At 66.6% G+C, this 26,949-nt stretch carries 22 protein-coding genes; 9 read left to right on the forward strand and 13 right to left on the reverse strand.

What is annotated here, in order from left to right; translation table 11 throughout:
• The first annotated feature begins 9 nt into the window (after positions 1 to 9).
• Complete coding sequence (locus SPHN_RS11770; protein WP_248523524.1) at positions 10 to 471, forward strand: hypothetical protein; 462 nt, start codon at positions 10 to 12, stop codon at positions 469 to 471.
• A 58-nt stretch (positions 472 to 529) separates the two neighbouring features.
• Here SPHN_RS11770 and SPHN_RS11775 read toward each other — a convergent pair whose 3' ends face one another.
• The 4 genes from SPHN_RS11775 to SPHN_RS11790 form a co-directional block, all read right to left on the reverse strand.
• Complete coding sequence (locus tag SPHN_RS11775; protein WP_248523526.1) at positions 530 to 1,819, reverse strand: adenylosuccinate synthase; 1,290 nt, start codon at positions 1,817 to 1,819, stop codon at positions 530 to 532.
• A gap of 30 nt (positions 1,820 to 1,849) precedes the next feature.
• Positions 1,850 to 2,950 (reverse strand): ATP phosphoribosyltransferase regulatory subunit, encoded by a 1,101-nt coding sequence (locus tag SPHN_RS11780; protein ID WP_248523528.1) that lies wholly within the window; start codon positions 2,948 to 2,950, stop codon positions 1,850 to 1,852.
• A 39-nt stretch (positions 2,951 to 2,989) separates the two neighbouring features.
• Positions 2,990 to 4,567 carry a phosphoglycerate dehydrogenase gene (gene serA, locus SPHN_RS11785; protein WP_248523530.1) on the reverse strand — a complete coding sequence of 526 codons (1,578 nt, stop codon included), beginning with the start codon at positions 4,565 to 4,567 and terminating at the stop codon, positions 2,990 to 2,992.
• Positions 4,568 to 4,673: 106 nt separating this feature from the next.
• Positions 4,674 to 5,828 carry a phosphoserine transaminase gene (locus SPHN_RS11790; protein WP_248523531.1) on the reverse strand — a complete coding sequence of 385 codons (1,155 nt, stop codon included), beginning with the start codon at positions 5,826 to 5,828 and terminating at the stop codon, positions 4,674 to 4,676.
• Positions 5,829 to 6,062: 234 nt separating this feature from the next.
• Between SPHN_RS11790 and SPHN_RS11795 the strand changes: the two genes are divergently transcribed.
• Both SPHN_RS11795 and SPHN_RS11800 read left to right on the forward strand, forming a co-directional pair.
• Entirely contained in the window at positions 6,063 to 6,716 is a 654-nt protein-coding gene (locus tag SPHN_RS11795; protein ID WP_248523683.1) for an extensin family protein, read from the forward strand.
• Between the two features lie 166 nt (positions 6,717 to 6,882).
• Positions 6,883 to 7,767, forward strand: a complete 885-nt coding sequence (locus SPHN_RS11800; RefSeq protein WP_248523533.1) for a TIGR00730 family Rossman fold protein — start codon at positions 6,883 to 6,885, stop codon at positions 7,765 to 7,767.
• Between the two features lie 229 nt (positions 7,768 to 7,996).
• Here SPHN_RS11800 and SPHN_RS11805 read toward each other — a convergent pair whose 3' ends face one another.
• On the reverse strand, positions 7,997 to 8,713 hold the full coding sequence (locus tag SPHN_RS11805; protein WP_248523535.1) for a c-type cytochrome: 717 nt from the start codon (positions 8,711 to 8,713) through the stop codon (positions 7,997 to 7,999).
• Positions 8,714 to 8,849: 136 nt separating this feature from the next.
• On the opposite strand from SPHN_RS11805, the gene SPHN_RS11810 reads away from it, so the two are divergent.
• The gene (locus SPHN_RS11810) at positions 8,850 to 9,752 is read left to right on the forward strand and encodes a prephenate dehydratase (protein WP_248523537.1); all 903 of its coding nucleotides are present in this window, start codon (positions 8,850 to 8,852) and stop codon (positions 9,750 to 9,752) included.
• A gap of 145 nt (positions 9,753 to 9,897) precedes the next feature.
• Here the strand turns inward: SPHN_RS11810 and SPHN_RS11815 are convergent, their stop codons facing one another.
• The 3 genes from SPHN_RS11815 to SPHN_RS11825 form a co-directional block, all read right to left on the reverse strand.
• The gene (locus tag SPHN_RS11815; RefSeq protein WP_432715086.1) at positions 9,898 to 11,208 is read right to left on the reverse strand and encodes an ATP-binding protein; all 1,311 of its coding nucleotides are present in this window, start codon (positions 11,206 to 11,208) and stop codon (positions 9,898 to 9,900) included.
• An 82-nt stretch (positions 11,209 to 11,290) separates the two neighbouring features.
• Positions 11,291 to 11,956, reverse strand: a complete 666-nt coding sequence (locus tag SPHN_RS11820; RefSeq protein ID WP_056061146.1) for a response regulator transcription factor — start codon at positions 11,954 to 11,956, stop codon at positions 11,291 to 11,293.
• Positions 11,957 to 11,979: 23 nt separating this feature from the next.
• Entirely contained in the window at positions 11,980 to 12,294 is a 315-nt protein-coding gene (locus SPHN_RS11825; protein WP_248523542.1) for a hypothetical protein, read from the reverse strand.
• A gap of 122 nt (positions 12,295 to 12,416) precedes the next feature.
• On the opposite strand from SPHN_RS11825, the gene SPHN_RS11830 reads away from it, so the two are divergent.
• A complete protein-coding gene (locus SPHN_RS11830; protein WP_248523544.1) occupies positions 12,417 to 14,204 on the forward strand; it encodes an ABC-F family ATP-binding cassette domain-containing protein in 1,788 nt (595 codons plus the stop codon).
• Positions 14,205 to 14,302: 98 nt separating this feature from the next.
• Positions 14,303 to 14,551 (forward strand): hypothetical protein, encoded by a 249-nt coding sequence (locus tag SPHN_RS11835; RefSeq protein ID WP_248523546.1) that lies wholly within the window; start codon positions 14,303 to 14,305, stop codon positions 14,549 to 14,551.
• Between the two features lie 69 nt (positions 14,552 to 14,620).
• Here the strand turns inward: SPHN_RS11835 and SPHN_RS11840 are convergent, their stop codons facing one another.
• The 5 genes from SPHN_RS11840 to SPHN_RS11860 all read right to left on the reverse strand — a co-directional run bounded on the left by SPHN_RS11840 (position 14,621) and on the right by SPHN_RS11860 (position 22,348).
• Complete coding sequence (locus SPHN_RS11840) at positions 14,621 to 15,424, reverse strand: ATP-binding protein (protein ID WP_248523548.1); 804 nt, start codon at positions 15,422 to 15,424, stop codon at positions 14,621 to 14,623.
• A gap of 92 nt (positions 15,425 to 15,516) precedes the next feature.
• On the reverse strand, positions 15,517 to 17,517 hold the full coding sequence (locus tag SPHN_RS11845) for a tetratricopeptide repeat protein (RefSeq protein ID WP_248523550.1): 2,001 nt from the start codon (positions 17,515 to 17,517) through the stop codon (positions 15,517 to 15,519).
• A complete protein-coding gene (gene prsR / locus SPHN_RS11850; protein ID WP_248523552.1) occupies positions 17,510 to 18,904 on the reverse strand; it encodes a PEP-CTERM-box response regulator transcription factor in 1,395 nt (464 codons plus the stop codon). Before prsR ends, SPHN_RS11845 begins: the two co-directional genes overlap by 8 nt.
• Positions 18,901 to 20,940: an XrtA/PEP-CTERM system histidine kinase PrsK gene (gene prsK, locus SPHN_RS11855; RefSeq protein ID WP_248523554.1), complete on the reverse strand. Its 2,040-nt coding sequence runs from the start codon at positions 20,938 to 20,940 to the stop codon at positions 18,901 to 18,903. Before prsK ends, prsR begins: the two co-directional genes overlap by 4 nt.
• A 19-nt stretch (positions 20,941 to 20,959) precedes the next feature.
• Entirely contained in the window at positions 20,960 to 22,348 is a 1,389-nt protein-coding gene (locus tag SPHN_RS11860) for a TIGR03013 family XrtA/PEP-CTERM system glycosyltransferase (RefSeq protein ID WP_248523556.1), read from the reverse strand.
• Between the two features lie 156 nt (positions 22,349 to 22,504).
• On the opposite strand from SPHN_RS11860, the gene SPHN_RS11865 reads away from it, so the two are divergent.
• From SPHN_RS11865 to SPHN_RS11875, 3 genes are all read left to right on the forward strand, one after another.
• The gene (locus SPHN_RS11865; RefSeq protein WP_282580546.1) at positions 22,505 to 23,578 is read left to right on the forward strand and encodes a mannose-1-phosphate guanylyltransferase/mannose-6-phosphate isomerase; all 1,074 of its coding nucleotides are present in this window, start codon (positions 22,505 to 22,507) and stop codon (positions 23,576 to 23,578) included.
• Positions 23,579 to 24,000: 422 nt separating this feature from the next.
• Entirely contained in the window at positions 24,001 to 25,815 is a 1,815-nt protein-coding gene (locus tag SPHN_RS11870; RefSeq protein ID WP_248523558.1) for a DUF885 domain-containing protein, read from the forward strand.
• Positions 25,816 to 25,821: 6 nt separating this feature from the next.
• On the forward strand, positions 25,822 to 26,907 hold the full coding sequence (locus SPHN_RS11875; protein ID WP_248523560.1) for a sialidase family protein: 1,086 nt from the start codon (positions 25,822 to 25,824) through the stop codon (positions 26,905 to 26,907).
• Positions 26,908 to 26,949 lie beyond the last annotated feature (42 nt).

Consider the following 26,949-nt stretch of genomic DNA (forward strand, 5'->3'; position numbering starts at 1 on the left):
AGAGTGATAATGCGTATTCTAACTTCGATCGCAGCCGCAGCCCTGATCATTCCAGGCGTGGCGATGGCTCAGACGGGCACCACTGGCTCGATGGGCGGCACCACCGGTGGAACGATGAGCGGCGGCACCATGGGTGGTTCGACCATGGGCGGTACGATGGATCAGGCGAATCCCTCGACGACCACGCAGTCGACCACGACGACACGCACGCAGCGTGGCACCAAGGCACGGAGCCGTACGCGCGGCACCACGTCGGGCACCATGAGCGGCACGACGGGTGATACCGGTACGACGGGCAGCACGATGTCCGGCACGACCGGCAGCACGATGGGCGCCGACACCATGGGCGGCACCACGGGCTCCACGACCGGCACGATGGGTGGCACGACCGGAGGTACCATGGGTGGCACGACCACCGGTACGATGGGTTCGACCACGGGTGGAACGACCGGCACGACCACGCCGCGCTGATCCAACCGTTCTCACGTAAATGAAAAGCCGGGCGAGCGATCGCCCGGCTTTTTGCGTATCAGTCCGAGAAGGGATCGCGGACGAGGATCGTGTCGGCCCGCTGCGGGCTGGTCGACACCAACGTCACCGGACAGCGGATCAGCTCTTCGATGCGGCGGATGTACTTGATCGCCTGCGCCGGCAGGTCGGCCCAGCTTCGCGCACCGGCGGTGGTTTCCTGCCAGCCTTCCATCGTCTCGTAGATCGGCTCGACCAGCGCCTGGTCCGCCGCGTGCGCCGGGAAATAATCGAGCGTCTCGCCGCGCAGCTTGTAGCCGGTGCAGATCGACACGGTCTCGAACCCGTCGAGCACGTCGATCTTGGTCAACGCGATCCCGGTGATGCCGCCAACCGCCGCCGCCTGACGCACGAGCACCGCGTCGAACCAGCCGCAACGACGTTTCCGCCCGGTGACCGTCCCGAATTCGTGGCCACGGACGCCGAGGCGCTCGCCGGTTTCGTTCTCGAGCTCGGTCGGGAACGGTCCCGAGCCGACGCGCGTCGTGTACGCCTTGGCGATGCCGAGCACGAAGCCGACCGCCGATGGCCCGAGGCCGGACCCACCGGCCGCTGCGCCTGCGATCGTGTTCGACGAGGTGACGAACGGGTACGTGCCGTGGTCGACGTCGAGCAACACGCCCTGCGCGCCCTCGAACAGGATCCGCTTGCCGGCCGAACGCGCGGCGTTGAGATCGCGCCACACGGGCTTGGCGAACGGGAGGACGAAACCGGCGATTTCGCGCAGTTCTGCGATCAGGCGCGCGCGATCGATCGGCGGTTCGCCGAAGCCGGCACGCAGGGCGTCGTGATGCGCGGTGAGGCGATCGAGCTGCGGCCCGAGATCGTCGAGGTGGGCCAGATCGCACACGCGGATCGCGCGGCGACCGACCTTGTCCTCATACGCCGGGCCGATGCCGCGGCGGGTCGTGCCGATCTTGCCGGCGCCGCTGGCGTCCTCGCGCAGACCATCGAGATCGCGGTGGAACGGCAGGATCAGCGCGCAGGTGTCGGCGATCCGCAGCGTCTCCGGTGTTGCGGTGACGCCCTGTGCGCCGAGCCGCGCGATCTCGTCCTTCAGCGCCCACGGATCGAGCACCACGCCGTTGCCGATGAAGGACGGCGTGCCGCGGACGATACCCGACGGCAGCAGCGACAATTTATAGACGTTCTCGCCGACGACCAGTGTGTGGCCGGCATTGTGGCCGCCCTGGAACCGGACGACCATGTCGGCACGCTCGGCGAGCCAGTCGACGATCTTGCCCTTGCCTTCGTCGCCCCATTGCGCGCCGATGACTGCTACGTTGGCCAAACTCTATCTCCTGAGGATTACGCGCAGCGCCTACAGCGCGCGGGGCTCGCCTGCTACCCATAGATGCGTGCAGACTTGTGCTTCGGGGGTGTCGCCGGCTTCGAGTGCCGCAACGGTGACCCAGCCTTGCGCGCGCATGGCTGCGCCTTCGTCGGCTGGCGTGCCGAACGGCAGGAACAGGCGGCGGCGGTCGACGGTGGCGGTGCGCTCGACCAGTGCGTCGGTAAACAGCGAAAAGCCGGTGGCGGCTTCCTCGGCACCGGTCTCGTGGACGACGGTGTAGGTGCCGCCGCGGCCGACTTCGCGTGACGAGCCGTCGGCGAAAAGCGAGAAGCCGAGCCAGGTCTGGTATTCGAAACCGTGCCGTTCGGTTGGGTCGAGCGTCAGCGCGACGCGGCCGTCGAGTGCTTCGGCGATCCGCGCGAGACCGTCGAGGCGCGAGGCCAGCGCGCCGGTGGTATCGAACGCGCGGAGGCGGTCCATCGCCTGCTCGAACGGCCCGGCGGCTTCGATCAGCGGGAGATAGGCGGGCGCGAGTGCGGCCACAGCCCCAGCGTCCTTCGCATCGAGGCGGTCGCGCAAGGTGGCGATCTGCTCGGAGGTCACAGGGAGCGGCCCCGCGGCGAGCGTCGACACCAGATCGGGCAGCGTGAAGTCGATCGAGGCGCCGGTGACATCGGCAGCGGCGATCATGTCGACCGCGACAGCGACGAGTTCCTGCGCGGCTGCGACCGAGTCGAGGCCAATCAGCTCGCACCCGATCTGCCGCGTCTCACGGGCGGGCGCGAGTTGCGACGCGCGCAGCTTAAGCACCGACCCCGCATAGCTCAGCCGCACCGGCCGCGGGTGATGCCCCATGCGAGTGGCGGCGATCCGCGCCACCTGTGCGGTAATGTCCGGGCGGATCGCGAGCGTGCGCTGCGACACCGGATCGACGAAGCGCACCGCGTCGTGGAGGCCGCCGGCCTTGAGCCGCATCTCCAAACCGTCGGCAAATTCGGCCAACGGCGGATCGACACGTTCATAGCCGTGGAGGCGAGCGGCTTCAAGCACGCGGGCTTCCAGCGCCGCCGCCGAATCGGCGAACGGAGGGAGGCGATCTCGGAAGCCTTCAGGGAGCAAAGCAGTCATACGCGTGCCTCTAACCACTTCGCCCCCCGTTCGCGAGCCTTAGAAGTTGAGGCCCATCGCGGTCTTCACGCCGGGGAGCGCGCGGACCTTGGTGAGGAGCTCCGGCGTCACGGCTTCGTCGACCGAGAGGAGAAGCACCGCCTCGCCGCCTGCCGAACGACGGCCGAGATGGAACGTCCCGATGTTCACCCCGGCCTCGCCCAGCGCCGTCCCGAGACGACCGATGAACCCCGGTGCATCCTCGTTGACGACATACAGCATCGGCCCTGCCAGATCCGCCTCGATCTTGATCCCGAGCAGTTCGACCAACCGCGGTGCCGAATCCCCGAACAGCGTCCCCGCCACTGATCGTTCGCCATCCTCGGTCTTCACCGAGACGCGCAGCAGCGTGTGGTAATCCGCCTCGCGCTCGGTGCGGACTTCGCGGACTTCCAGACCACGCTCGCGCGCCAGCACCGGCGCGTTGACCATGTTGACGGTCGCAGTCTGCGTCTGGAGATAGCCGGCGAGCACCGCGCTCACGATCGGCTTGGCGTTGAGTTCAGCCGCGGCCCCCTCGGTATGCACCGAAATCCGCGACACCGCGCCGGTGGTCAGCTGACCGACCAGCGACCCCAGCTTCTCCGCCAGCGCCATATACGGCTTGAGCTTCGGCGCTTCCTCGGCCGACAGCGACGGCATGTTGAGCGCATTCGTAACGCCGCCCGACATCAGGAAGTCGGCCATCTGCTCGGCCACCTGGATCGCGACGTTGACCTGCGCCTCGGTGGTCGACGCGCCGAGATGCGGCGTGCTGACGAAGTTCGGCGTGTTGAACAACGGCGACGCCTTGGCGGGCTCCTCGACGAACACGTCGAGCGCCGCGCCGCCGACCTGGCCCGAATCGAGCGCCGCCTTCAGCGCGACCTCGTCGATCAGGCCACCGCGGGCGCAGTTGATGATCCGGACGCCCTTCTTGGTCTTGGCGAGCGCCTCGGCCGAGAGGATGTTGCGCGTCTGGTCGGTTAGCGGCGTGTGCAGCGTGATGAAATCGGCACGCGCGAGCAGTTCGTCGAGCGTGACCTTCTCGACGCCGATCTCGATCGCGCGCTCGGGCGTCAGGAACGGATCGAACGCGACGACCTTCATCTTGAGGCCGCGCGCACGGTCGGCGACGATCGAGCCGATATTGCCCGCACCGATCAGGCCGAGCGTCTTCGACGTCAGCTCGACGCCCATGAAGCGGTTCTTCTCCCACTTGCCGGCCTGCGTGGAAGCGTCAGCTTCCGGGAGTTGCCGGGCGAGCGCGAACATCAGCGCGATCGCATGCTCGGCGGTGGTGATCGAGTTGCCGAACGGCGTGTTCATGACGACCACGCCCTTTGCCGAGGCGGCGGGGATGTCGACATTGTCGACGCCGATCCCGGCGCGGCCGACGACCTTGAGGTTGGTGGCGTGCTCGAGGATTTCCTTGGTCACCTTGGTCGAGCTGCGGATCGCGAGGCCGTCATACTCGCCGATCATCGCCATCAGTTCTTGCGGAGTCTTGCCGGTGATCTCGTCAACCTCGACGCCGCGCTCGCGGAAGATCTGGGCGGCGCGGGGATCCATTTTGTCGGAGATAAGGACTTTTGGCATGGTTCAGCTACTTTCGTCATCCCAGCGAACGCTGGGATCTCGTGCCGCGAGGGCACGGTATGCGGAGGGAGACCCCAGCTTTCGCTGGGGTGACGGTAGATTGTGTTTAGGCCGCCTTGGCGGTCGCGTAGGCCCAGTCGAGCCAGGGCCCGAGCGCTACGATGTCGGCGGTGTCGACGGTCGCGCCGCACCAGATCCGCAGGCCCGGGGGCGCGTCGCGGTAGCCCGCCACGTCGTAGGCCGCGCCCGCTTTCTCCAGCGCAGACGCCATCGCCTTGATCAACGCCTCGTCGGCACCCTCGACCGTCAGGCACACGCTGGTCTTCGACCGCGTCGCTGGATCGACCGCGAGATGGCCGAGCCAATCCCGCTCCGCCACGATCTTGTCGAGTGCCGCAGCATTCGCATCCGACCGCTTGATCAAGCCATCTTCACCAAGCGACTTCGCCCATTCGAGACTGAAGATCGCATCCTCGACCGCCAGCATCGACGGGGTGTTGATCGTCTCGCCCTTGAACACGCCCTCGGCGAGCTTGCCCTTAGAGACGAGGCGGAACACCTTCGGCAACGGCCAGGCGGGTGTGTAGGTCTCGAGCCGCTCGACCGCGCGAGGCCCAAGGATCAGCACGCCGTGCGCGCCCTCTCCGCCGAGCACCTTCTGCCACGAGAAGGTGGCCACATCGATCTTGGCCCAGTCGATATCGTACGCGAACACGCCCGACGTCGCATCGGCGAACGAAAACCCCTCGCGGTCGTCCGGGATCCAGTCCGCGTTCGGCACGCGCACGCCGCTGGTAGTGCCGTTCCAGGTGAACAGCACGTCGTTCGACCAGTCGACCGCGTCCAGATCAGGGAGCTGGCCGTAATCGGCGCGGATCACGGTGGGATCGATCTTGAGCTGCTTGACCGCATCGGTCACCCAGCCCTCGCCGAAGCTTTCCCAGGCGAGCGCGGTGACCGGCTTGGCGCCCAGCATCGTCCACATCGCCATCTCGTACGCGCCGGTGTCGGAGCCGGGGACGATGCCGATGCGGTGCGTATCGGGGAGCTTCAACAGTTCGCGCATCAGGTCGATGCTGTACTGGAGGCGGGTCTTGCCGATCTTCGAGCGATGCGAGCGACCGAGCGACTCGGTGGCGAGCTTGTCCGCAGACCAACCCGGAGGTTTCGCGCAGGGACCGGAGCTGAAAAAGGGACGTGCCGGCTTCGTAGCGGGCAGCGCAGGCGCATCTGTAGCGGGTGCGTAGGTCGTATCAATCATGTATCTCTCCTCACAGAGAGCACGCGCGGCGTTGGGACCGCGTGGCCCGTCGCCGGCCCTAGCGGCGTTCGCGGGGGTGTCAACCGCGTTCGACCCAGCGCACGTGGCGATGGGACTCGCCCTACCGTGCGCCAAACTCACTCCGTCACCCCGGGCTTGTTCCGGGGTCTACGGTGCCGCACGACCATCGGCATGGGGGACAAGATGATGGGTGGATGCCGGAACAGGCCCGGCATGGCGGAGTGGGTGGTACTGGTTGCGCTCACGCTCACCTTAGTCGCGTGCGGACGTGCCGATCGTCCCACTGCCCCTACTCAGACACGCCCCAACCTCTCCGTCCCGAGCAACCGCGAGACCGCGCAGTGCCTTGCCGATCTCCGCCAACTCCACGTATCGTTCCAGGTCCTGCCCGACCGCGAGACTGGCCCCGGTTGCGGGCTCGCAGGCACCGTCAAGCTAGTCGATATCGGCGTGCCCGTCGCCAACCTCACCGCGGTCCGGTGCGGCGCGGCACGCACGTTTATCGGCTGGACGCGCAACGCGGTGGCACCCGCCGCCTATCAGATGCTCGGCAGCGAACTCGCGCGGATCGACAGCATGGGGAGCTATTCCTGCCGCAACGTCGTCGGTTCGGCACGCAATGCGAGCCGGCGCTCCGGGCATGCGATCGCCAACGCGATCGATGTCGGTGGATTCGTGCTGAAGGACGGGCGGCGAATCACCGTGCTGAACGACTGGAATTCGCCCGATCCGCAGGTTCGGCAGTTCCTCCAGACGATCCGCGCCTCGGCGTGCAAGCGGTTCGGAACGGTGCTCAGCCCCGACTACAACGCGGCGCACCGCAACCACCTGCACCTCGAAGACGATCGTGCGGGGTTTTGCCGCTAGCCCGAACAACTCCGTCATCCTGGGCTTGACCCAGGATCCAGGGCCAAAAGCGTTGCGGTCCGCAACCCTGGATCCCAGCTTTCGCTGAGATGACGGTTGCTTGAATGACAGGACTTTGGGTGACTCAGTCTAGCCCTCCCTGCCCCTTTCCTCTAATCGCGCCTGAATGACCGATACACGTATACCGACACGCGTTTTCCCCAACGCCAGCCAGGACGCCGAGACCGCCAAGGACTCCGTTTCCACTCCCCAGACGCAGCACCCGCATTACCGGCTCGCCTTCCAGGACATGGATTTCCTGTTGCGCGAAGACCTGCGGCCGGTGCGGTTCCAGCTCGAATTGCTGAAGACCGAACTCGTCCTCGACGAGGCGAAGATCGGCTCGACGTTCGTGTTCTATGGCTCGGCACGTATTCCCGAGCCGTCGAAGGCACAGGCATTGCTGGCGCTGGCGACCGACGAGAAGTCGAAGAAGATCGCCGAGCGGCTGGTCGAGAAGTCGAAATATTACGACGTCGCGCGTGAACTCGCGGCCAAGGTCAGCGTGCTGCCGCGCGACGAGCGGGGCTGGCGGCAGTTCGTGGTGTGCTCGGGCGGCGGTCCGTCGATCATGGAAGCGGCGAACCGCGGCGCGGACGACGTCGGCGCCGAGTCGATCGGCCTCAACATAGTCCTGCCGCACGAGCAGGCGCCGAACCCGTACGTCACCCCGTCGCTGTCGGTGCAGTTCCACTATTTCGCGCTCAGGAAAATGCACTTCCTGCTGCATGCGCGGGCGCTGGCGGCGTTTCCGGGCGGGTTCGGGACGTTCGACGAGCTGTTCGAGCTGCTGACGCTGATCCAGACGGGCAAGATTCAGCCGATTCCGGTGCTGTTGTTCGGGCGGAGCTTCTGGGAGCGGGTCGTGAATTTCGATGCGCTGGTCGAGGAAGGCGTCGTCAGCGAGAAGGACCTGTCGATCTTCCGCTACGTCGAGACAGCCGACGAGGCCTGGGACGCGGTGCAGTCGTTCTATCGTGAGCGGGCGGAGAAGGAAGCCGCCGAGGGCTGAGTTTACTCGCGGCTCCCACTACCACCCACTCCGTCATCCCGGCGCACGCCGGGACCCATGGACACGGAGCGTCCGCTTATGACGCTGACCGCAACCGTGGGTCCCGGCTTCCGCCGGGATGACGGAATCGAGCGGGATTGGAACGTAGACGACGCCCTGTATCCTGGACCTATCCTCCCCCACCGAGGGGGGAAGATAAAGCCTTGCCGGTCATCCCGGCCATTAGCGATTACTTCTCCGAGCGGGCACCCTTGCGGGCTGCTTCGGGATCGACCGACGGTGCACCCGAGGCGGGCGTGCCGGTGTTGGCGATGTCGGCGGTCGGCGCACCTTCGGTGGCTGCGGCCTCCGCTGCATTCGCGGTCGCAGGCTGATCTTCCGCGGCCGCATCCTTAGCCGCCGGTGCAGCGCCCGCCGCGGGGGCCGCGGGGAGCGGCAGGTTCGAACCCTGCTGGTTGAGGTACAGGATCACGTTCGCACGGTCCTGCGCGTTGCCCAAGCCCGCGAACGTCATCTTGGTGCCGTTGGCGAACTTGCGCGGCGACGTCAGCCACGCGTTCATCTTGTCGAAGTCCCAGGTACCGCCGACGCCGGCCAGCGCCGCGGAGAAGGCGTACCCGCCCTTGCCCTTGGCGATCGCTTCGCCGAGCGTCCCGTACAGGTTCGGGCCGACACCGTTCGCACCGCCCTGGTTGATGGTGTGGCAGGCCGCGCACTTCTTGAACACTTCGGCGCCCTTGGCGGCGTCGGCGGTCGGCAGCAGCGAGGCGATCGGCACTTCGGCGGCGGCACCGCCAGCGCCTTCCTCGACGACGCCCTCGATCGCGTAGCCCATCTTCTCGGGTCGCTCGCCGTGGAACAACATCCCACCGACGATCGACAGCCCGAGCGCCGCACCACAGCCTGCGAGCACCCAGCCGGCGATCGTATTGGTCCGATTGTCCATCTTGCGCATCCGCCCTGTTCTGTTTGGGACAGCCATAGAAAAGGCGGGCGCGCACCGCAAGCTGCGCTTGTATGGCGCACGGCGGCCCTTTTACCCGGGTTGAACAGGCAGGCAGCGCGCCTTAGGCGCTGGGGGCATGGAAAACTTCGCCGTACCCGCCCGCCCGATCGTCGCGCGGATGACCGAAGCCGCTGCAGCAGACCCCGCTCGCGCCGTCGCGTTCCAGGGTGCGCCGGGCGCCAACAGCCATGTCGCGGCAGTCGAGGCATTCCCGGACGGCCTGCCCCTGCCCTGCTTCGATTTCTCCGACGCGATCGACGCGGTGAAGGACGGCCGCGCCGATTGCGCGATCATTCCGATCGAGAATTCGCTGCACGGCCGGGTCGCCGACATTCATTTCCTGCTGCCCGAATCGGGGCTCGTCATCACCGGCGAGCATTTCCTGCCGATCCGCCATGCGCTGATGGGCGCTGGGCCACGCGACGGCATCCGCCAGGCGATGAGCCATCCGCAGGCGCTCGGGCAGTGCCGGCATTGGCTGAAGGCGCACGGAATCGAGCCGGTAAGCTATCCCGACACCGCCGGGGCTGCGGCCAAGGTCGCCGAACTCGCCGATCCGGCGATCGCCGCGTTGGCGCCGCCTGCCGCTGCCGGGCTGTACGGGCTTGAGCTGCTCGCGACCGACATCGCCGATGCCGATCACAATACGACGCGGTTCGTGGTGCTGGCACGGGGCGGCAAGCCGCCCGCGGCGCAGGAGCCGGTCGGTGGCGAATGGATGACGACGCTGATCTTCGAGGTGAAGAACGTCCCTGCAGCGCTCTACAAGGCGGTCGGCGGGTTCGCCACCAACGGGGTGAACATCACCAAGCTGGAGAGCTACCAGCGCAACGGTAGTTTCTCGGCGACGGAATTCTATGCGGACGTGGTCGGCAAGCCGGGCGACGCGAACCTCGACCATGCGCTGGAGGAACTGGGGTTCCATTCGAAATGGCTGCGGGTGTTGGGCACCTACCGCCAGGCGCGGTCGCGGGGATGACCTGACCTTGATCCTCCCCCGCCAGGGGGAGGTGGCGCCGCAGGCGACGGAGGGGGAGGACACGGAACGTAAGGTTACCCTTACCTCCCCCTCCGTCTGGCAAGCGCCAGCCACCTCCCCCTGGCGAGAGAGGACCGTGAGAAGGTCAGTTGGCCGCGGGTAGTCTCAGCCGCACGAGCAGGCCGCCCAGGTCTTCGCTCTCCTCAAGCGCGACCGTTCCCTCATAGATTTCCGCGACGTCCCGAACGATCGCCAGCCCCAGCCCAGTCCCCGGCTTCCCCGTATCCAGCCGCACGCCGCGGTCGAAGATTCGGACACGTTCCTCTTCGGGAATGCCGACGCCGTCATCCTCAACCAGGAATTCGACGAAGCCCGACTGCGCGCCGACCGTCACGAACACGCTGCCACCACCATATTTCGCAGCGTTCTCGATCAGATTGCCGAGCATCTCGTCGAGATCCTGCCGTTCGACATGGACCTGAAGCCCGCGCGGCCCGGTCACGTCGATCCGCACATGCCGATACAACCGTCCAACCGCGCGCTCGACCGATTCGAGGCTAGGCCAGACGTCCGCACGGCTGTGGGCGGAACCGCGTCGGCCAACCGCCCGCGCGCGCGCGAGGTGGTGATCCACCTGCCGGCGCATCGTCCGCGCCTCGCGGATCACCGTGTCGGCGAGGTCGTCGGACTGCGCAGTGGCGGCGTTCATGATGACCGTCAGCGGGGTCTTGAGCGCGTGCGCGAGATTGCCGGCGTGGCGGCGCGCCTCCTCGGCCTGACGCTCGTTATGCTCGATCAGCGCGTTGAGTTCCTCGACCATCGGCGCGACCTCGACCGGCATCGCGCTCGACACGCGGTTCGACTGGCCAGCGCGCATCCGGGCGATCTCCTCGCGCACCCGCCGCAGCGGCCAGAGCCCGTAGAAGGTCTGGAGCGCCGCCATGATGATCAGTCCGAGCCCCAGCAACGCGAAGCTGCGGACCAGCGTGCGGCGCAAGGTGGTGATCTGCGCATCGAGCCCATCGCGGCTCTGCGCGACCTGGAACCGCCAATGCACCTGGGAGCCGGGAATGACCGCGTCGCGCTCGACGATTCGCAGCTTTTCGTCGGGAAACTGGTTGCTGTCGTAGAAATGCGCGTTGCGGTCGTCGTGCGGGCCGCCGAACGCGAGCTTGCGATCCCACAGCGACCGCGACGGGAAATCCTCGCGCCCCTTGCCCGACACCTGCCAGTAGAGACCCGAATAGGGTTCGACGAAGCGCTGGTCGGCCGCGGCATCGCGCGAGAAGATCACTTCGCCCTCGGGTCCGATCTCGGCCGAGTTCAACAGCGAGCGCAGGACATATTCGAGCTGGTCGTCGAAATTGCGCGTCACCGCCTGGCTCAGCACGCGGTCGAGCGCGAACCCGCCGCCGCTGAGCAGCACGACGATCCATACCGCCGCGATCAGGATCATCCGCCGCGACAGCGATCCCTTCACGGCCGCCGGCACGCGGATCGGCGTCTCTGTCAGCGGCGGCGTTTCCATCGTGGGACGATCAGGCGTCCGGATCTTCGAGGCTGTAGCCGAGGCCGCGGATCGTCGTGATCACGTCCTGGCCGAGCTTCTTGCGGATGCGCGTCACGAACACCTCGATCGTGTTCGAATCGCGATCGAAATCCTGGTCGTAGATATGCTCGATCAGCTCGGTGCGGCTGACGACCTTGCCCTTGTGATGGAGCAGGTAGCTGAGAAGCTTGTATTCCTGCGCGGTCAGCTTGACCGGCTCGCCGGCGCGCGTGACCTTGCCGCTGCGCGTGTCGAGGCGGATATCGCCCGCGGTCAGCTCGGACGAGGCGTTGCCGCTCGCACGACGGATCAGCGCCCGCAGACGCGCGATCAGCTCCTCGCTCTGGAACGGCTTGGCGACGTAATCGTCGGCGCCCGCATCGAGGCCGGCGACCTTGTCGGACCAGCTGTCGCGTGCGGTCAGCACCAGCACGGGCATCGTCTTGCCCTCCTTGCGCCAGCGATCGAGCACGGTCAGCCCGTCGATCTCGGGGAGGCCGAGATCGAGCACGACCGCGTCGTAATTCTCGGTCGAGCCGAGGAAATGTCCCTCTTCGCCATCGACCGCCAGATCGATCGCATAGCCGGCCCCCTCCAGGGTATTCTTCAACTGCTGGCCGAGATTCGGCTCGTCCTCGACGATCAGAACGCGCATGATAGTCCTCTCGATTGGGGTTTTCAGCGACCCGTGCGGCCGACGATCTGGCCGTTGCGGCCATCGACGTCGACCCAGATGACGGTTCCATCGCGCAGGAATTTCAGCGTGTAAATGGCGCTGCCCGAATCATAGTCCGAGCCGAGATACTGCGCGCCCTTCATCGTCGGGATCACGCGCGATTCTATCTCGCGCAGCGAGGGGGCGCCGGTCCGGCGCGCCTGCAATGCCGACATCTGATCGCTGCGACGCTGTGGAGGGTCGCCCGCCAGCATCGGTGCGGCACCCATCAGCAAAGGCGCCGCGGCCAGGGTCGCAAGAAATAGCAACATCTTCATGGCCGTGGCATAGGGCCCCGGCATTGAACAGCCTGTGAATGATCGCGACAGGCGCGCGACAGCACGAAGCCCTGCGAGGTGTAACTTGCCTGCATCACTTCGCCCCCCTACGTGGCGCGGACATGGCAGCACCAATCTTAGCATTCGAAGGCCTCGGGCTCGTCCAGGGCTCCGGCTGGCTCTTTCGCAATCTCGACATCCATATCGGACCGCGCGACCGGCTCGCGCTGATCGGCCGCAACGGCGCCGGCAAGACAACTCTGCTCAAACTGCTCGGCGGCAGCGTGATCGCCGACGAGGGCCGCAGGGTGATCGTCCCCGGCACCCGCGTCGTGATCCTCGAACAGGAGCCCGATCTGCGCGGCTTCGCGACGCTGCGCGATTACGTGATGGCGGGCGACGATGCGCCGGTGAACTACGAGGCGGATTCGATCGCCGATCAGCTCGGCATCGACCTGTCGCGCGAGGCTGCCTCCGCATCGGGCGGCGAGCGACGCCGCGCGGCGATCGTCCGCGCGCTGTCGCAGGACCCCGACGTGCTGCTGCTCGACGAGCCGACCAACCATCTCGATATCGGCGCGATCGAGTGGATCGAGGAGTGGCTCAAGCGCTTCCGCGGCGCGTTCGTCGTCATCAGCCATGACCGTACCTTCCTGACGCGGCTCACCAAGCAGACCTTGTGGCTAGATCGCGGTGCGATACGCCGTGCGGAAGTCGGTTTCGGCGGCTTCGAGGCGTGGACCGAGCAGGTCTATGCCGAGGAACAGCGCCAGGCCGAGAAGCTCGATGCACGCCTCAAGCTCGAGGAGCATTGGCTGCTGCGCGGCGTCACCGGCCGTCGCAAGCGCAACCAGGGGCGTCTCACCAAGCTGCACGAGATGCGCGCCGAACGCGCGTCGATGATCGGGCCGCAGGGCTCTGCGAACCTGACGACCAGCAGCGACGACTCCAAGACGAAGGTCGTGATCGACGCCAAGAACGTCACCAAGGCCTACGGCGACCGCACGATCATCGGCGACCTGACGCTGCGGGTCACCCGCGGCGACCGCATCGGCATAGTCGGCCGCAACGGCGCGGGCAAGTCGACGCTGTTGAAGCTGCTCACCGGCGAGATCCAGCCCGACAGCGGCTCGATCAAGCTGGCCCAGACCCTGGACGCTGTCGTGATCGACCAGCAGCGCAGCCTGATGGCGCCCGAGAAGACGGTCCGCGAAGTCGTCGTCGACGGCGGCGAGTGGATCGACGTGCTCGGCGTGCGCAAGCATATCCACGGGTATCTGAAGGACTTCCTGTTCGATCCGAACATGGTCGACGCGAAGATCGGCTCGCTGTCGGGGGGCGAGCGGTCACGCCTGCTGCTCGCGCGTGAGCTCGCCAAGCCGTCGAACCTGCTGGTGCTCGACGAGCCGACCAACGATCTCGACCTCGAGACGCTCGACCTGTTGCAGGAGGTGATCGGCGATTACGACGGCACCGTGCTGATCGTCAGCCATGACCGCGACTTCCTCGACCGGACCGTCACGATCACGCTCGGGCTCGACGGCTCGGGCACGGTCGACGTGGTCGCCGGCGGGTATGAGGACTGGGAAAAGCGCCGCGTGTCGACCACGACCGGCAAGCGCGCGTCGAAGAAGGTCTCCGCCACCGCCCCGGCCGCAGCCGCAGCCGCCCCGCGTGCCAAGCTGACCTACAAGGACCAGCGCGATTACGAATTGCTCCCGAAGCGGATCGAGGAACTCGACGCGCAGATGGCGGCGGATGCGGCCAAGCTTGCCAAGCCCGATCTGTACATGCGCGACCACGCGACATTCGCGAAACTGACGGCGGCGATCGAGCAGGCCCGCGCCGAGAAGGAAGCGGCGGAACTGCGCTGGCTCGAACTTGCAGAAATGGTCGACGGCGCCGCTTAAACTAGATTTATCTGGACTTTTCGGCGTTTGTTCAATAGCGGAACCACTGTGTGACTGTTGCGTTGCGGCAGTTCGGTTCGTTTATTGTGGAGATGTTTATGAAGCTCAAGGCCCTTACCGGCAGCGCACTTGCTGTCGCAATGATGACCACCTCGGTTGCGGCATCGGCTGCTCCTGCGAGCCTGTCGGTCGCGAACGCACGCGTCGGGTCGGCAACCGCCGGTAAGAGCGAACTGGGCGGCGGCGGCGGCGGCATCTTCGCCATCCTGATCGCAGCAGGCGTTGCAGCGATCGGCGTCATCGCGATCGTCAAGGACGACAACAACGACGATTCGGACAGCAACTAAGGTTGTCAGGGCCGGCGCCTCGGCGCCGGCCCGTTCGTTCGGCCGGAAATCATTTGGAAAGCGGGCGACTTAAACGCTCTTTCCCATCCGCCCCGCGAGATCGATGACATACTGCCACGCGACCCGGCCCGAACGGCTGCCACGTCGCGTCGCCCAGCCGATGGCGTCGCCCGGCTCGAAACTCAGATCGTAAAGCGCTGCATAGGTCGCGACGATCGCAAGATACGTTTCCTGATCCATCGCATGAAATCCAAGGCTCAGACCGAATCGGTCGGCCAAGGCCAGATGATCGTCTGCGGAATCGCGCGGATTGATCGCACTTTCCTGTTCGGCGATATCGCGTGGCGCGAGATGCCGGCGGTTCGCGGTTACCAGCAGGCGCACGTTGGCAGGTCGCGGTTCGGCGCCCCCTTCCAAGACCGATCGCAGCGCGCGCGCGTCGGCAGGTACGTCGAAACCGAGATCGTCGATAAACACCGCGAACGCACGATCGATGGTCGCGAGCATCGCAAACAGCGTCGACAGGCTATCGAGCGCCGCAATTTCGACCAGCGCGAGATTACCGTCACCCGCCTGGATCGCGGCGATCGCGCTTTTTACGAGCGCAGACTTGCCCGTGCCGCGCGCACCCCATAGCAGCACGTCCTGCGCGGCATGTCCCTTGGCGAGACGGTCGAGGTTGGCGGCCAGCGACGTCTTCTGCCGATCAATCCCTATCAGCCTGTCGAGGGGTAGCGGCGCGAACCCACGCGCCGCTACCAGCGCACCGTCACGCCAGACATAGGCCGGGTGAGCGCGCAGATCGACCGGCGGCGATGGCGGCGGCGAAAGGCGTTCGAGCGCAGCGGCGATACGGTCCAGCGGGTCGGTCATGGCATGCTCTTGGCCGCGTGATCCGGTCGTGACAAGCGCCCAGCCAGTACCGTAGCCAGTACCTTAGCCAGCATCAGGCTGGTCGGTGGCATCTACCCCAGTTGACGAAGATGCCCCGCGATCACCGTGTCGCCGGGTGCGAGGCGATTGGCCTTGGTCAGCATTTGCCGGGCCCCATCATCGTCACCGTTTGCCGAAAGCGCGATGCCATAGGCATCGGCGGCGACCGCGCTCATCGGCGACAACAGATAGGCGGCACGGCCATAACGGACCGCGATCGCGCCATCGTCGCTTCCTGCGTAGGCGAGCGCGAGGTCGCCAAGGACTCCGCCATCGCGGTTACCGATCCGGCGTCGGATACCCTCCAGCGTCGCGATCGCGGAATCCCAGTCGCCCGCCGCGACCTGCCAGTGCCCGAGCACGCGTTGCCCCGCCAGGCTTTGCGGATTTTGCGACAGGTATAGCGCCAACGCAGTCGCCGCGTCCTTGGCTCGACCGGCCCGACTCAGGGCATCGATCAGGCGAAGCATCGTCGGTTCGTCGAACGACAGATCCGCGGCGCGTGCGAAAACCGGCGCCGCTTCGGCGTATCGTCCGGTGGCGACGAGCGCATCGCCCAGCGCAAGATGCGCGGCCGGCGCACCGGCCGCCGCCGCGACGAGTGACCGGGCACGTGCGATCGCGCCAGCGGTGTCGCGCTGGGCGATCTGTCCGCGGATCACGCCTAGCGCGTAGGTGGGATCGCCCGGCGCGGTCGCCGCCTCTGCCACCAATGCGCCGATCGCCGCGTCGGTCGCGAACGCCGAAGCCGGCGCGACGGGTCCTGCGGCCGCACGATCGAGGAACGGCAACGCAGACGTACGATCGCCGACGGCTTCGAACGCCCGCGCGATCAGCGTCAGGGAGTAGGTGTCCGCGTCGGCACGCTCACCGATCGGCCGCAGCATGCCGAGCGCGCCGCGCGGATCGCCCGACCGAAGCAACGCCGCACCGAGCAGCCGCCGTGCGGCGATGTTCAGCGGCTGGATACCGACGAGCTGCCGCCATGTCGTCGCCGCCTGCTCGAACTTGCCCTGCGCGTAGTCGAGGCTGCCGGACAGCAACAGGGTTCCGGGAAGCCCGTTGGCCGCGCCACGCGCGCCTCTCAGAAGTGAGCGGGCAAGATCGATCCGGCCCACGCGCGCGGCAAGCGCCGCCTGCAGATACAACGCCTGAGGACTGCCGGGCCGGGCCAGCAGCGCACGACGCGTGACGGCAAGCATTTCGACATTGCGCCCCGCATCGCCGAGGGTCGCCGCATATTCGATCAGCGCGGGATGATAATAGGCATCGCGCGTCAACGCCTGCTCGAACCATGGCAACGCCGCGATCAGGCCGTAACGACTGCGAATCACTTCACCCTGCAACGTCAGGGCCGCGGGATCGCGCGAGGCCAATGCAACGGCCCGCGTCGCCGCAACGGCTGCGCCACCGACATCGCCGATGGTCAGGCGAAGCCGGCCGAGATCGGTCCAGGCTGCCGCATCGTCCGGCGCGCGGGCGACCAGCCCCTCCAGGGCTGCACGTGCCTCGACGGTCTTGCCCTGTGCGGCAAGCGCCCGCGCGACGATGCGCGCGGCATACGCTGCATAGCGCGGCGATGCGTCGGCAGCTTGATCGAGCGCAGCGTCCGGATCGCCTTGCAACAGGCTGGCATGCGCGCGCAGTTGATACAGGCGGCTCGCCGGCAATCCGGCGTTTTCCGCGCGCGAGAGTTCGGCTTCCGCGGCCAGCCCCTCGCCGAGTTCGAGGTACGCACGCGCCAACACGGCATGCGCGATCGCCCAGTTCGGTTGCGCCGCGATCGCCGCCTGCGCGTTGCTGCGTGCTGCGCTGTAATTGCCGGCGCCCAGTGTCGCCAGGCTATCCGCAAGCGACCGTCGCGCATCCGGCCGCGGCGATCGCATCGCGATCGAGACGCCGATCGCGACGACGATCAGGCACAGCGTTGCGATCGCGAGAACGCGTGCTCGGCTGCTGGCCATCATCGCAGGCAGTTTGAACCGTCGCCGCCGCTTGCGCCGTCGCAACAAAGGATAGGTCGCCTCACGCATGAAGATCGTAGCTTTTCAGCAAGTCGTACAGCGTCGGCCGGCTGATCCCGAGCAGCCGCGACGCGCTCGATATGTTGCCGTCGGTTCTTGCCAGTGCCTGGCGGATCGCTTTGCGATCGGCGAGTTCGCGGGCCGCGCGCAGGTTGAGCGAAACCGCCTCGTCTGCGTTCGCGTCCAGATCCAGATCGATCGCGGTGACGAGCTTGCCGTCGGCCATGATCACCGCGCGCTTGATCCGGTTCTCCAGTTCGCGGACATTGCCCGGCCAGCCCCAGCCATCGATCGCAGCGCGCGCGTCGGGAGCAAGGCCGGTGACGACGGGGTTCATCGACGCGGCGTAGCGCGTGACGAAGTGGCGCGCGAGCAATACCGCGTCGCCGGTCCGGTCGGCCAGCGCCGGAATTCGCACGACGATCTCGGCAAGGCGGTAATACAGGTCCTCGCGGAACCGACCGTCGGCGACCATCGCGTCGACATTCTGGTGCGTCGCACAGACGATCCGCGTGTCCACCGGGATCGCTTTCCGCCCGCCGACGCGTTCGATCACGCGCTCCTGCAGGAACCGCAACAGCTTCACCTGGAGCGCGAGCGGCACGTCGCCGATTTCGTCGAGGAACAGCGTGCCGCCGGCAGCCTGTTCGATCTTGCCCTCGGTGGTCTTTACCGCCCCCGTGAACGCGCCTTTCTCGTGACCGAACAGCTCGCTTTCGAGCAGGGTCTCGGGGATCGCCGCGCAGTTGATCGCGACGAAATTGCCCCGCGACCGCGGCGACGCGTCATGCAGCCCGCGCGCGAGCAGTTCCTTGCCGGTGCCGCTGGCGCCCAGCAGCATCACCGATACGTTGGCAGGTGCGACCCGCTCCAGCGTGCGCGTCACCGCCGCCATCTCGGGGGAGGCGCTGATCAGACCGCCGAACCCGCCCGCTTCGATCCGCGCGGCGAGGCGGCGGTTCTCGGTCTCCAGCGCATGGACATGAAACGCACGGCTGACGATCAGGCCGAGCGCGTCGATATCGATCGGCTTGGCGTAGAAATCCCAGGCGCCGTCGGCGATCGCCTGCAACGCGCTTTCGCGTGCGCCGTGTCCCGACGCCACGATCACCTTCGTATCGGGCTTCATCGCAAGAATATCGCGCAGGGTGGCAAACCCTTCGGTGACCCCGTCCGGATCGGGCGGCAGGCCGAGGTCGAGCGTGACGACCGCGGGCTCATGCGCGCGGATCGCATCGAGCGCCTGCGTCCGATCGCTTGCGACCACGATCTCATACCCTTCATAGGCCCAGCGAAGCTGACGCTGAAGCCCGGCGTCGTCCTCGACGATCAGGAGAACCGGCCGTACGCTGCCACTCGGGCCGCCACTCGGGCCGCCACTCGGGCCGCCGCTCACGCTGCCGCTTCCAGCGACGCGATCGCGGGAAGCAGGACGCGGAACCGGGTCCCCTCACCTTCGCGGCTGACGACCTCCAGCGCACCGCCCATCGCGTGGACGAGTTGTTGCGCTTCGAAGGCACCGATACCGAAGCCGGTCGGTTTCGAGGATACGAAAGGGCGGAACAACTGGTCGCGCACGAAGCCCGGCGCCATTCCAACACCGTGGTCGATGACGTCGATCGCGATACGGTCACCGACCGGTTCGACCGAGATCAGGACGGGGTCGTCGGCGCCGCTGGCTTCGATGGCGTTCTGGACGAGATGACCGAGCACCTGCTCAAGACGCGCCGCATGACCAAGCGCGAGGATCGGCGCAGCGCGGGCGGCGATCGGGTGCTGGCCGCGCCGACTGGTCGCGACGCGCTCGACGATCGCCGCAACCTCGACCGGTTGGAGCGGTTCGCCGCGGACGGGGCCGTGCTGCGAGAGGCGGGCGAGCAACGCGTTCATGCGGTCTGACGAATCCTTGAGGGTAGCAACCATGTCGATGCGAAATTCGGGGTTGTCGGCGTGTCGCTCGGCGTTGCGCGCGACCAGGGTCAATTGGCTGACAAGATTCTTGATATCGTGAAGGATGAACGCGAAGCGGCGGTTGAACTCGTCGAACCGCGCCGCATCGGCCAGTGCCGCATGCGCGCGATCCTCGGCAAGATAGCTCGCCGCCTGCCGTCCGGCCACCCGGAGCAGGTCGAAATCCTCCCAGTCGAGCGCCCGGTCGACCGGCGGGCGGGCAAGCACGATCGCGCCGGCCAGCGTGCCACCATGCATGAGCGGCACGATCGCCCAGGCGTCCGGGCAGTCGTGGAGCCAGGCGGGAACGCTGGCTATATCGGCTGGCGGCGCGGTGCCTGCGCGCACACGGTCCAGTTCGACGATCCGCGCATCACCGGCGAGAAACCGGGCCAGCGTTTCATCCTGAGGACCGGTGGCGGCACAAAACCAGTTCCATGTCGCGCCGGGTCCAAGCGAGGCGCCGTCATGGACCAGCAAAAGCCCGCCCGGCGAGTCGGTCAGGTCGGCAACCGACTTTACGACACGGGCATGGAGCGAGTCGGCGCCGACAGCCGGTTTGCCCAGCGTGTCGGTAAAACGTTGCCATTCCGCACGATAGTCATAGCGGTGACGAAAGAGATGCTTGGCGACCTTCACTTTGGTCCAGGCACGCAGCCACGGGGTCGAAAGCAGCGTCAGCGCGGCGGCGGTTGCGCCGAACACGATCGCGGTCTGTGCGACGCGGACATAGGATCCTGCATAACTGGCGGCGATGCTGGTCGCGAGTGCGGTAAGGCCGGCGTAGACGATCAAGGCCACCGCGGACAGCGCGCGCGCCGTGATCGGCCGCGACAAGGCGAGCGTCCAGTCGCCACTGCGATGCACCCCGACGACCAGCAGCGCCGCGACGCCGGTCATCACCACGCCGCGCACCAGGATCGACACCGGGATCCAGGGCATCGCGAAATACACGCCGGCGGAGACGAACAGGTCGACGCCCCACATCGCGGCAAGCGCGAGCACGACGAGGCGGATGCCGCCCCGCGAGGGGGGTGCCGCCTGGTACAGGTGGTGAATGAGCACCAGGCCGCTGACCGCGCTCATCATCCGGAACACCGTTCGGGCGGTCTCGACTGCGCGCAACGCCTCGGCGTCGAGCCCCATCCGGCCGGCGATCGCAAGCAACGCGGCGGTTCCGGCAAGCGCCATGACCACGAAATACACGGCACCGAGCGCATAATTGCCGGCACGATCGCGCCGGACGAGCGCGAGCATGAAGCCGAGCCACGCGATGTCGCGCGCACTGATAACGATCCGCGTCGCAACATCGCGCGTATCGATGCCGGCGACCGCGAGCGCCCACAGGCTGGTCGCCGCGAGCGCGATGACGAACGCGGCATGCGGCCATTGCCCGCTGGGTCGTCGCACCTGCGCCAGCGCCAAGGCGCCGAACGACAGCGCCGCCAGCGCGTGACTCCAAAGCACCAGCGTCGTGATCATGTCGGGAGCACCGCTACGCTCATCGTGCCCCCGCCGGCCAGAGCACGACGCGGAGGGTCTGCAACAGGATCAGCATGTCCAGAAACGGCGAATAGTTCTTTGCATAATAGAGGTCGTATTCGAGCTTGTGCCGGGCATCCTCGATCGACGCGCCGTAAGGGTAGTTGATCTGCGCCCAGCCGGTGATGCCCGGTTTGACCATGTGGCGCTCGGCGTAGAATGGCAGCTGCTCGTCGAGCTGTTCGACGAATTGCGGCCGTTCGGGGCGTGGGCCGACAAAGCTCATCTCCCCCTTCAGCACGGTCCAGGTCTGCGGCAGTTCGTCGATCCGGACTTTGCGGATGAACCGGCCGATACGGGTGATCCGCGGATCGTCCTCGGCGGCCCACACCGCCTTGCCCAACACTTCGGCGTCCTGCCGCATCGAGCGCAGTTTCAGGATATCGAACCCTTCGCCGTAGAGACCGACCCGACGCTGGCGGTAGAAGGCGGGGCCCTTGGACTCGAGCTTGATCGCGATCGCGGTGACCAGGATGATCGGCAGGGTTACCGTCAGCAGCAGCCCGCTGGCGATGATGTCGAACGCGCGCTTGAAGACGCTCGACAGCATCCGGCTCGATGCGAACCCGTCGGAAAAAATCAGCCAGGACGGATTGACGCTCTTGAGATCGATGCGGCCGGTTTCGCGTTCGAGAAAGCTCGATATCTCACTCACCTGCACGCCCGTGGTACGGACGCGAAGCAGATCCTTCATCGGCAACGCATTGCGGCGCTCGTCGAGCGCGAGCACGACCTCGCTGGCGTTCTGGTCGACGATATAGGTCGCGAGGTTGGGAATTTCGCCCCGCGGCAGCGCGCCCTGAACGGCCGGCTCGGCTTCGCCCATCAGGACGAATCTGGCGACGACGAAATTGATGCCGGGCTGTGCGGACAGGCTCTGGATCCGTGCAGCACGCACGCCCGCGCCCAGCACGACGATCCGCCGCTTGAACGTTTCGCCGCCCAGCGTCTTGCCGAGCAGCGCGCGAACGGTGACCAGCAACACGGTTGCGATGACGGTCGAGTATAACAGGTTGGACCGCCACAGGGCGAGCGGCGGCACCAGAAAGAAGATCAACGAGAGGAACATCACGCCGAGCGACAATGCGACCGCGAGCCGCGCGGCGGCGAAGCGCAACGACAGGAACGACGCGACGCCATACGCGCCGACCGCGACCAGCGACACTTGCAGGGCGATCGCGAAGGTCAGCAATTGGGCGATACGCGTGTGCATCGGCTCGACCTGCATGCCGATCTGGTTTGCGCGGACGACCCAGCCGATCTCCGCAGACATGATAAGCAGGACCAGATCGACCAGGCCGAGCATCAGGACCACATGGGGCACGTAGTGCTTGAAGAGCCGTATCATCGTCCACCGTTCCCGACGCTCATCCGCAAAAGCACCGACGCCACCCACAGATTGGCAGCAATTCCCCAAAAAAGGCTGAAGACCGTGCAACCGCTTGGGCCACTCGGCGATTGCGAACCTTGGCCCGTCACTATAGCGCATCGGGCAGGAGGCTCCATGACCGTACGTACGATCGTTCCCGTGATACTTTCTGGTGGTTCCGGCACGCGCCTATGGCCGATGTCCCGCCCCGAAATGCCCAAGCAGATGCTGGCGCTGACGGCGAACGAGACGATGTTACAGTTGACGGCAGGCCGTGCCCGGGGCGAGCGTTATGCCGCGCCGATCGTCGTCGCCAATGCGCGCCACGCCGATCTGGTCGAGCAGCAATTGGCCGATGCCGGGGCGACGCCGCAGGCGCTGATCCTCGAGCCGGCCGGTCGCAACACCGCGCCGGCGATCGCGCTCGCGGCAATCGCCGCGGGTGGTGGCGGCGACGCGTTGCTGGTGATGCCCTCGGATCACGTCATTGGCGATATCGCGGCGTTCCATGCGGCCATCGAGGCGGCGATGCCGCTCGTCACGCAGGGCTGGCTCGTCACCTTCGGGATCGCACCCGACGCGCCCGAGATCGGCTATGGCTGGATCCAGATCGGCGACGAACTTCAGCCCGGCGTCAACCGCGTCGCGCGGTTCGTCGAGAAGCCGCCGCTCGACAAGGCGCAGTCGATGCTCGCCAGCGGCGATCACGCCTGGAACGGCGGGATCTTCCTCTTCCAGGCGGATGCGTATCTGGAGGCGCTGGCGCAGTTCAATCCCGGCATCCTGATCGCGACGCGCGAAGCGATGGACAAGGCGCGGACCGAGGGCACGCGGATCTATCCCGACGCGGCTGCTTTTGCCGCCTCGCCGGACGATTCGATCGATTACGCCGTGATGGAGAAGGCGGACCGGGTCGCGGTCGTGCCGGTCGCGATGGGCTGGAACGACGTCGGCAGCTGGGACGCGTTGCACGCGATCAGCGACGTCGACGAAAAGGGCAATGCCCATCGCAGCCAGGGCGACGGCGCGGTTCTGGCGATCGACACGAAACAATGCTTCGTCCGCAGCGACGGCATCCGGATTTCGCTTGTGGGTGTCGAGGATCTGATCGTGGTTGCGAGCGGCAACGACGTGCTGATCATGCCGCGTGGTCGCAGCCAGGAGGTCAAGAAATTGATCGAGGCCATGAAGGCCGTCCCGGCGAACTGACGGTTTACGCTTCAGGGTTCGGGCGCGTTGCGGGGCGCCCGGACCGAAGCTCCTAGCGCTTTTTGCGGCTTTGGACCTGCGACAAACGCGTCAGCAACACCGGAATATCGTCGGTGATCATCGTATCGGTCGGCGTCTGCCAGGACGAACGGAGAGTCTCGCCGATGGCGTGCAATCGTGCGTCGGCTCCACGCCTGGTTGTCTCGTTTCGCACTTCAACCTCACCTACGCATACGATACCCGGCGGGTCCCTGGGGGGATGGAGACACCGCTGGGTTCTCCTGTCTAACCTATGATCGCAGTCGTAGTTCCGCTGGCTTCGGTGGTCTCGCTTCGGTCTGTGTCGATTAGGTGTCGGTTCGGCTCTGGCGGTTCGCGTCCCGATCCGCGAAGATACGCGCCAGTTAAAGGGAGAGTTCGTCATGGATCGTCGCCAGTTCCTCGCATCGGGGAGTGTCGCCGCGCTCGCCACCACCGTGTTGCCGTCCAGCGTGTTCGCGCAGTCGACCGGCGACACCGCGCTCAATGCGGAGTTCGAGCGGATCTTCCAGAAGAGCGTCGCGCGGTCGCCCGAGCTTGCGACCTCGCTCGGCCTCGACAAGGGACCGCTCGCCGGCCTCAAGAGCCAGCTCTCGCCGCGGACGCCCGAAAAGCGCGCACGCGACGTTGCCGAGACCAAGGCGTCGATCGCGAGCCTTGCGCGCTATGACGGCGCGGGCCTGTCGCCGGCGGCCAAGCTGAACCTCGAAGTGGTGCGCTATTCGCTGAACACGCAGATCGCCGCGCCCGAGAAATTCGGCATGGACAGCCCGATCCGCCCCTACCGGATCTTCCAGCAGGGCGGCGCCTATTTCCAGGTGCCCGATTTCCTCAACACCGCACACACGATCAACGCGATGCCCGACGCGGAGGCGTATCTGTCGCGGCTCGACCAGTTCGGCACGGTGCTCGACCAGGAAAGCGCGATGCAGCAGGTGGAAGCCGCGCGTGGCCTGCTCGCCCCCGCTTGGTCGCTCGACCTGACGCTGGGCCAAATGCGGAAGCTGCGCGGTCAGCCGGCGGCGACATCGAGCATCGTCCAGTCGCTCGTTAAGCGCGCTGCGGCGAAGGGCATCGGCGGCGACTGGCAGGCGCGTGCTTCAAAGATCGTCGACGAGAAGGTCTATCCCGCGCTCGACCGCCAGATCGCGCTGATCGAGCGGTTGAAGCCGACCACCAAGCCGGGCGACGGGATCTGGCGCGTGCCGAACGGCGACGCGATCTACGCGATGGCGCTGAACCAGGCGACGACGACGACGATGAGCCCCGACGAGGTCCACCGCATCGGCCTCGCGCAGGTCGCCGAGATCACCGCGCAGCTCGATACGATTCTGAAGTCGCAAGGGTTCACGACCGGCACGGTCGGCGAGCGGCTCGCCAAGCTGAACGTCATGCCCGATCAGCTCTATGCGAACACCGCGGCGGGTCGCACCGAGCTGATCGCGGGGCTCAACGACAGCGTGAAAGCGATGTATGCCAAGCTGCCCCAGGCGTTCTCGGAGGTGCCGACGCAGCCGCTCGAAATCCGTGCGGTGCCGGTGGAGATTCAGGACGGCGCCTCGAACGGCTATTACAACCGCGCTTCGCTCGACGGCAGCCGCCCGGCGATCTACTTCGTCAATCTGAAGGACGTCGGCGACTGGCCGAAATACACGCTGCCCTCGCTCACCTATCACGAGGGCGTACCGGGGCATCACCTCCAGATCAGCCTCGCGCAGGAATCGAGGGATATCCCGACCCTCAGGAAGATCGGCTTCTTCTCGGCCTATTCGGAAGGCTGGGCGCTGTATGCCGAGCAGCTGGCGGACGAACTCGGCGCGTATGCGTCGCCGCTGGAGCGTGCCGGGTATCTCCAATCGTTCCTGTTCCGCGCGACGCGACTGGTGGTCGATACCGGCATTCACGCGAAGCAGTGGAGCCGCGAGAAGGCGACCGACTACATGGTAGCGACGACTGGCTTTGCGCGGCCAAGGACGCTGCGCGAGGTCGAGCGCTATTGCACGCAGGCCGGCCAGGCGTGCAGCTACAAGGTCGGCCACATGGCATGGACGCGCGCGCGGCTGAAGGCGAAGGCGGCACTGGGCGACCGGTTCGACCTGAAGCAGTTCCACGACATCCTGAAGGAGGGCGCGATGCCGCTGACGATCCTGGAACGCCGCGTCGACGAGCGGATCGCGGCCATTCGCGGGCGCGCGTAAATGCTCATGAAAGTGGCAATCATCGGGCTGGCCGCGATGCTGTCGGGGGCTGGTGCTCCCGGCAATGCCCCGCAGCCATCCGCCTCGGATGCCATCCTCAAGGCCGAACTGATCGACGCGCACGCCCCCTATCCGCAGGCGCACGCGTCGACGATCGTGCAGCTCGCCGACGGCACCTTGATGGCGGCCTGGTTCGCCGGATCGGGCGAAGGCAATGCCGACGTCCGCATCTGGACGTCGCGTAGCATCAGCGGCGGGGACAGCGGATGGAGTGCGCCCGAACCGGTGGCGGCGGGCATCGGCGCCGATGGTCGCCATCTTCCGACATGGAACCCCGTCCTGTTCCAGCCTGCCCCGGGCGACCTGCGCCTGTTCTACAAGGTCGGGCCGAACCCGCGCGACTGGTGGGGGATGATGATCCGCTCGACCGACGACGGCCGTAGCTGGAGCAAGCCGGAGCGCCTGTCCGATGGCGTCCTCGGCCCGATCAAGAACAAGCCCGTCGTGCTGCGCGACGGCAGTTGGCTTGCACCATCGAGCCGCGAAGAAGGCACCGCGGAGTCCAATCGCTGGTCGCTCCGCATGGAACGCAGCACCGATCGCGGCGCGCATTGGACGGTCGAGCCGCCGATCCCCTCGCCGATGCATATCGAGGCGATCCAGCCCAGCGTGCTGTCCTATCCCGACGGGCGGCTCGAACTGATCGCCCGCACGCGTCAGGGTGCGCTGGCGATGAGTTGGTCGAAGGATACCGGTCGGACCTGGTCGCCACTGGCTGCGATCGACCTTCCCAACCCCAATGCCGGGACCGATGCGGTGACGCTGCGCGATGGGCGACAGCTGATCGTGTACAATCATAGCGGTCATTGGCCCGACCGCCCCGGCGACGGACCGCGCTGGCCGCTCAATCTCGCACTGTCGGACGATGGTGTGCGCTGGCATCAGGTGCTGACGCTGGAAAGCAAGCCGCTGCCCGACGGCTATGCCTATCCCGCGGTGATCCAGACTCGCGACGGGCTGGTCCGGATTACCTACACCTATGATCGCAAGCACATCAAATACGTCGTCGTAGACCCGCGCCGGCTGCGCTGATCCGGACGGAACGCGAGATTCAGGACGTCTCGAGTTTCAGTT

Source organism: Sphingomonas faeni (genome assembly GCF_023195535.1).
Lineage (GTDB): Bacteria > Pseudomonadota > Alphaproteobacteria > Sphingomonadales > Sphingomonadaceae > Sphingomonas > Sphingomonas faeni_B.

Coding starts and splice junctions, on each gene's coding strand:
- SPHN_RS11770 (WP_248523524.1), top strand. CDS start 10: ATGCGTATTCTAACTTCGATCGCAGCCGCAGCCCTGATCATTCCAGGC.
- SPHN_RS11780 (WP_248523528.1), bottom strand. CDS start 2,950: ATGACTGCTTTGCTCCCTGAAGGCTTCCGAGATCGCCTCCCTCCGTTC.
- serA (WP_248523530.1), bottom strand. CDS start 4,567: ATGCCAAAAGTCCTTATCTCCGACAAAATGGATCCCCGCGCCGCCCAG.
- SPHN_RS11790 (WP_248523531.1), bottom strand. CDS start 5,828: ATGATTGATACGACCTACGCACCCGCTACAGATGCGCCTGCGCTGCCC.
- SPHN_RS11795 (WP_248523683.1), top strand. CDS start 6,063: ATGGCGGAGTGGGTGGTACTGGTTGCGCTCACGCTCACCTTAGTCGCG.
- SPHN_RS11800 (WP_248523533.1), top strand. CDS start 6,883: ATGACCGATACACGTATACCGACACGCGTTTTCCCCAACGCCAGCCAG.
- SPHN_RS11805 (WP_248523535.1), bottom strand. CDS start 8,713: ATGGACAATCGGACCAATACGATCGCCGGCTGGGTGCTCGCAGGCTGT.
- SPHN_RS11810 (WP_248523537.1), top strand. CDS start 8,850: ATGGAAAACTTCGCCGTACCCGCCCGCCCGATCGTCGCGCGGATGACC.
- SPHN_RS11815 (WP_432715086.1), bottom strand. CDS start 11,208: ATGATCCTGATCGCGGCGGTATGGATCGTCGTGCTGCTCAGCGGCGGC.
- SPHN_RS11820 (WP_056061146.1), bottom strand. CDS start 11,956: ATGCGCGTTCTGATCGTCGAGGACGAGCCGAATCTCGGCCAGCAGTTG.
- SPHN_RS11825 (WP_248523542.1), bottom strand. CDS start 12,294: ATGAAGATGTTGCTATTTCTTGCGACCCTGGCCGCGGCGCCTTTGCTG.
- SPHN_RS11830 (WP_248523544.1), top strand. CDS start 12,417: ATGGCAGCACCAATCTTAGCATTCGAAGGCCTCGGGCTCGTCCAGGGC.
- SPHN_RS11835 (WP_248523546.1), top strand. CDS start 14,303: ATGAAGCTCAAGGCCCTTACCGGCAGCGCACTTGCTGTCGCAATGATG.
- SPHN_RS11840 (WP_248523548.1), bottom strand. CDS start 15,424: ATGACCGACCCGCTGGACCGTATCGCCGCTGCGCTCGAACGCCTTTCG.
- SPHN_RS11845 (WP_248523550.1), bottom strand. CDS start 17,517: ATGCGTGAGGCGACCTATCCTTTGTTGCGACGGCGCAAGCGGCGGCGA.
- prsK (WP_248523554.1), bottom strand. CDS start 20,940: ATGATCACGACGCTGGTGCTTTGGAGTCACGCGCTGGCGGCGCTGTCG.
- SPHN_RS11860 (WP_248523556.1), bottom strand. CDS start 22,348: ATGATACGGCTCTTCAAGCACTACGTGCCCCATGTGGTCCTGATGCTC.
- SPHN_RS11865 (WP_282580546.1), top strand. CDS start 22,505: ATGACCGTACGTACGATCGTTCCCGTGATACTTTCTGGTGGTTCCGGC.
- SPHN_RS11870 (WP_248523558.1), top strand. CDS start 24,001: ATGGATCGTCGCCAGTTCCTCGCATCGGGGAGTGTCGCCGCGCTCGCC.
- SPHN_RS11875 (WP_248523560.1), top strand. CDS start 25,822: ATGAAAGTGGCAATCATCGGGCTGGCCGCGATGCTGTCGGGGGCTGGT.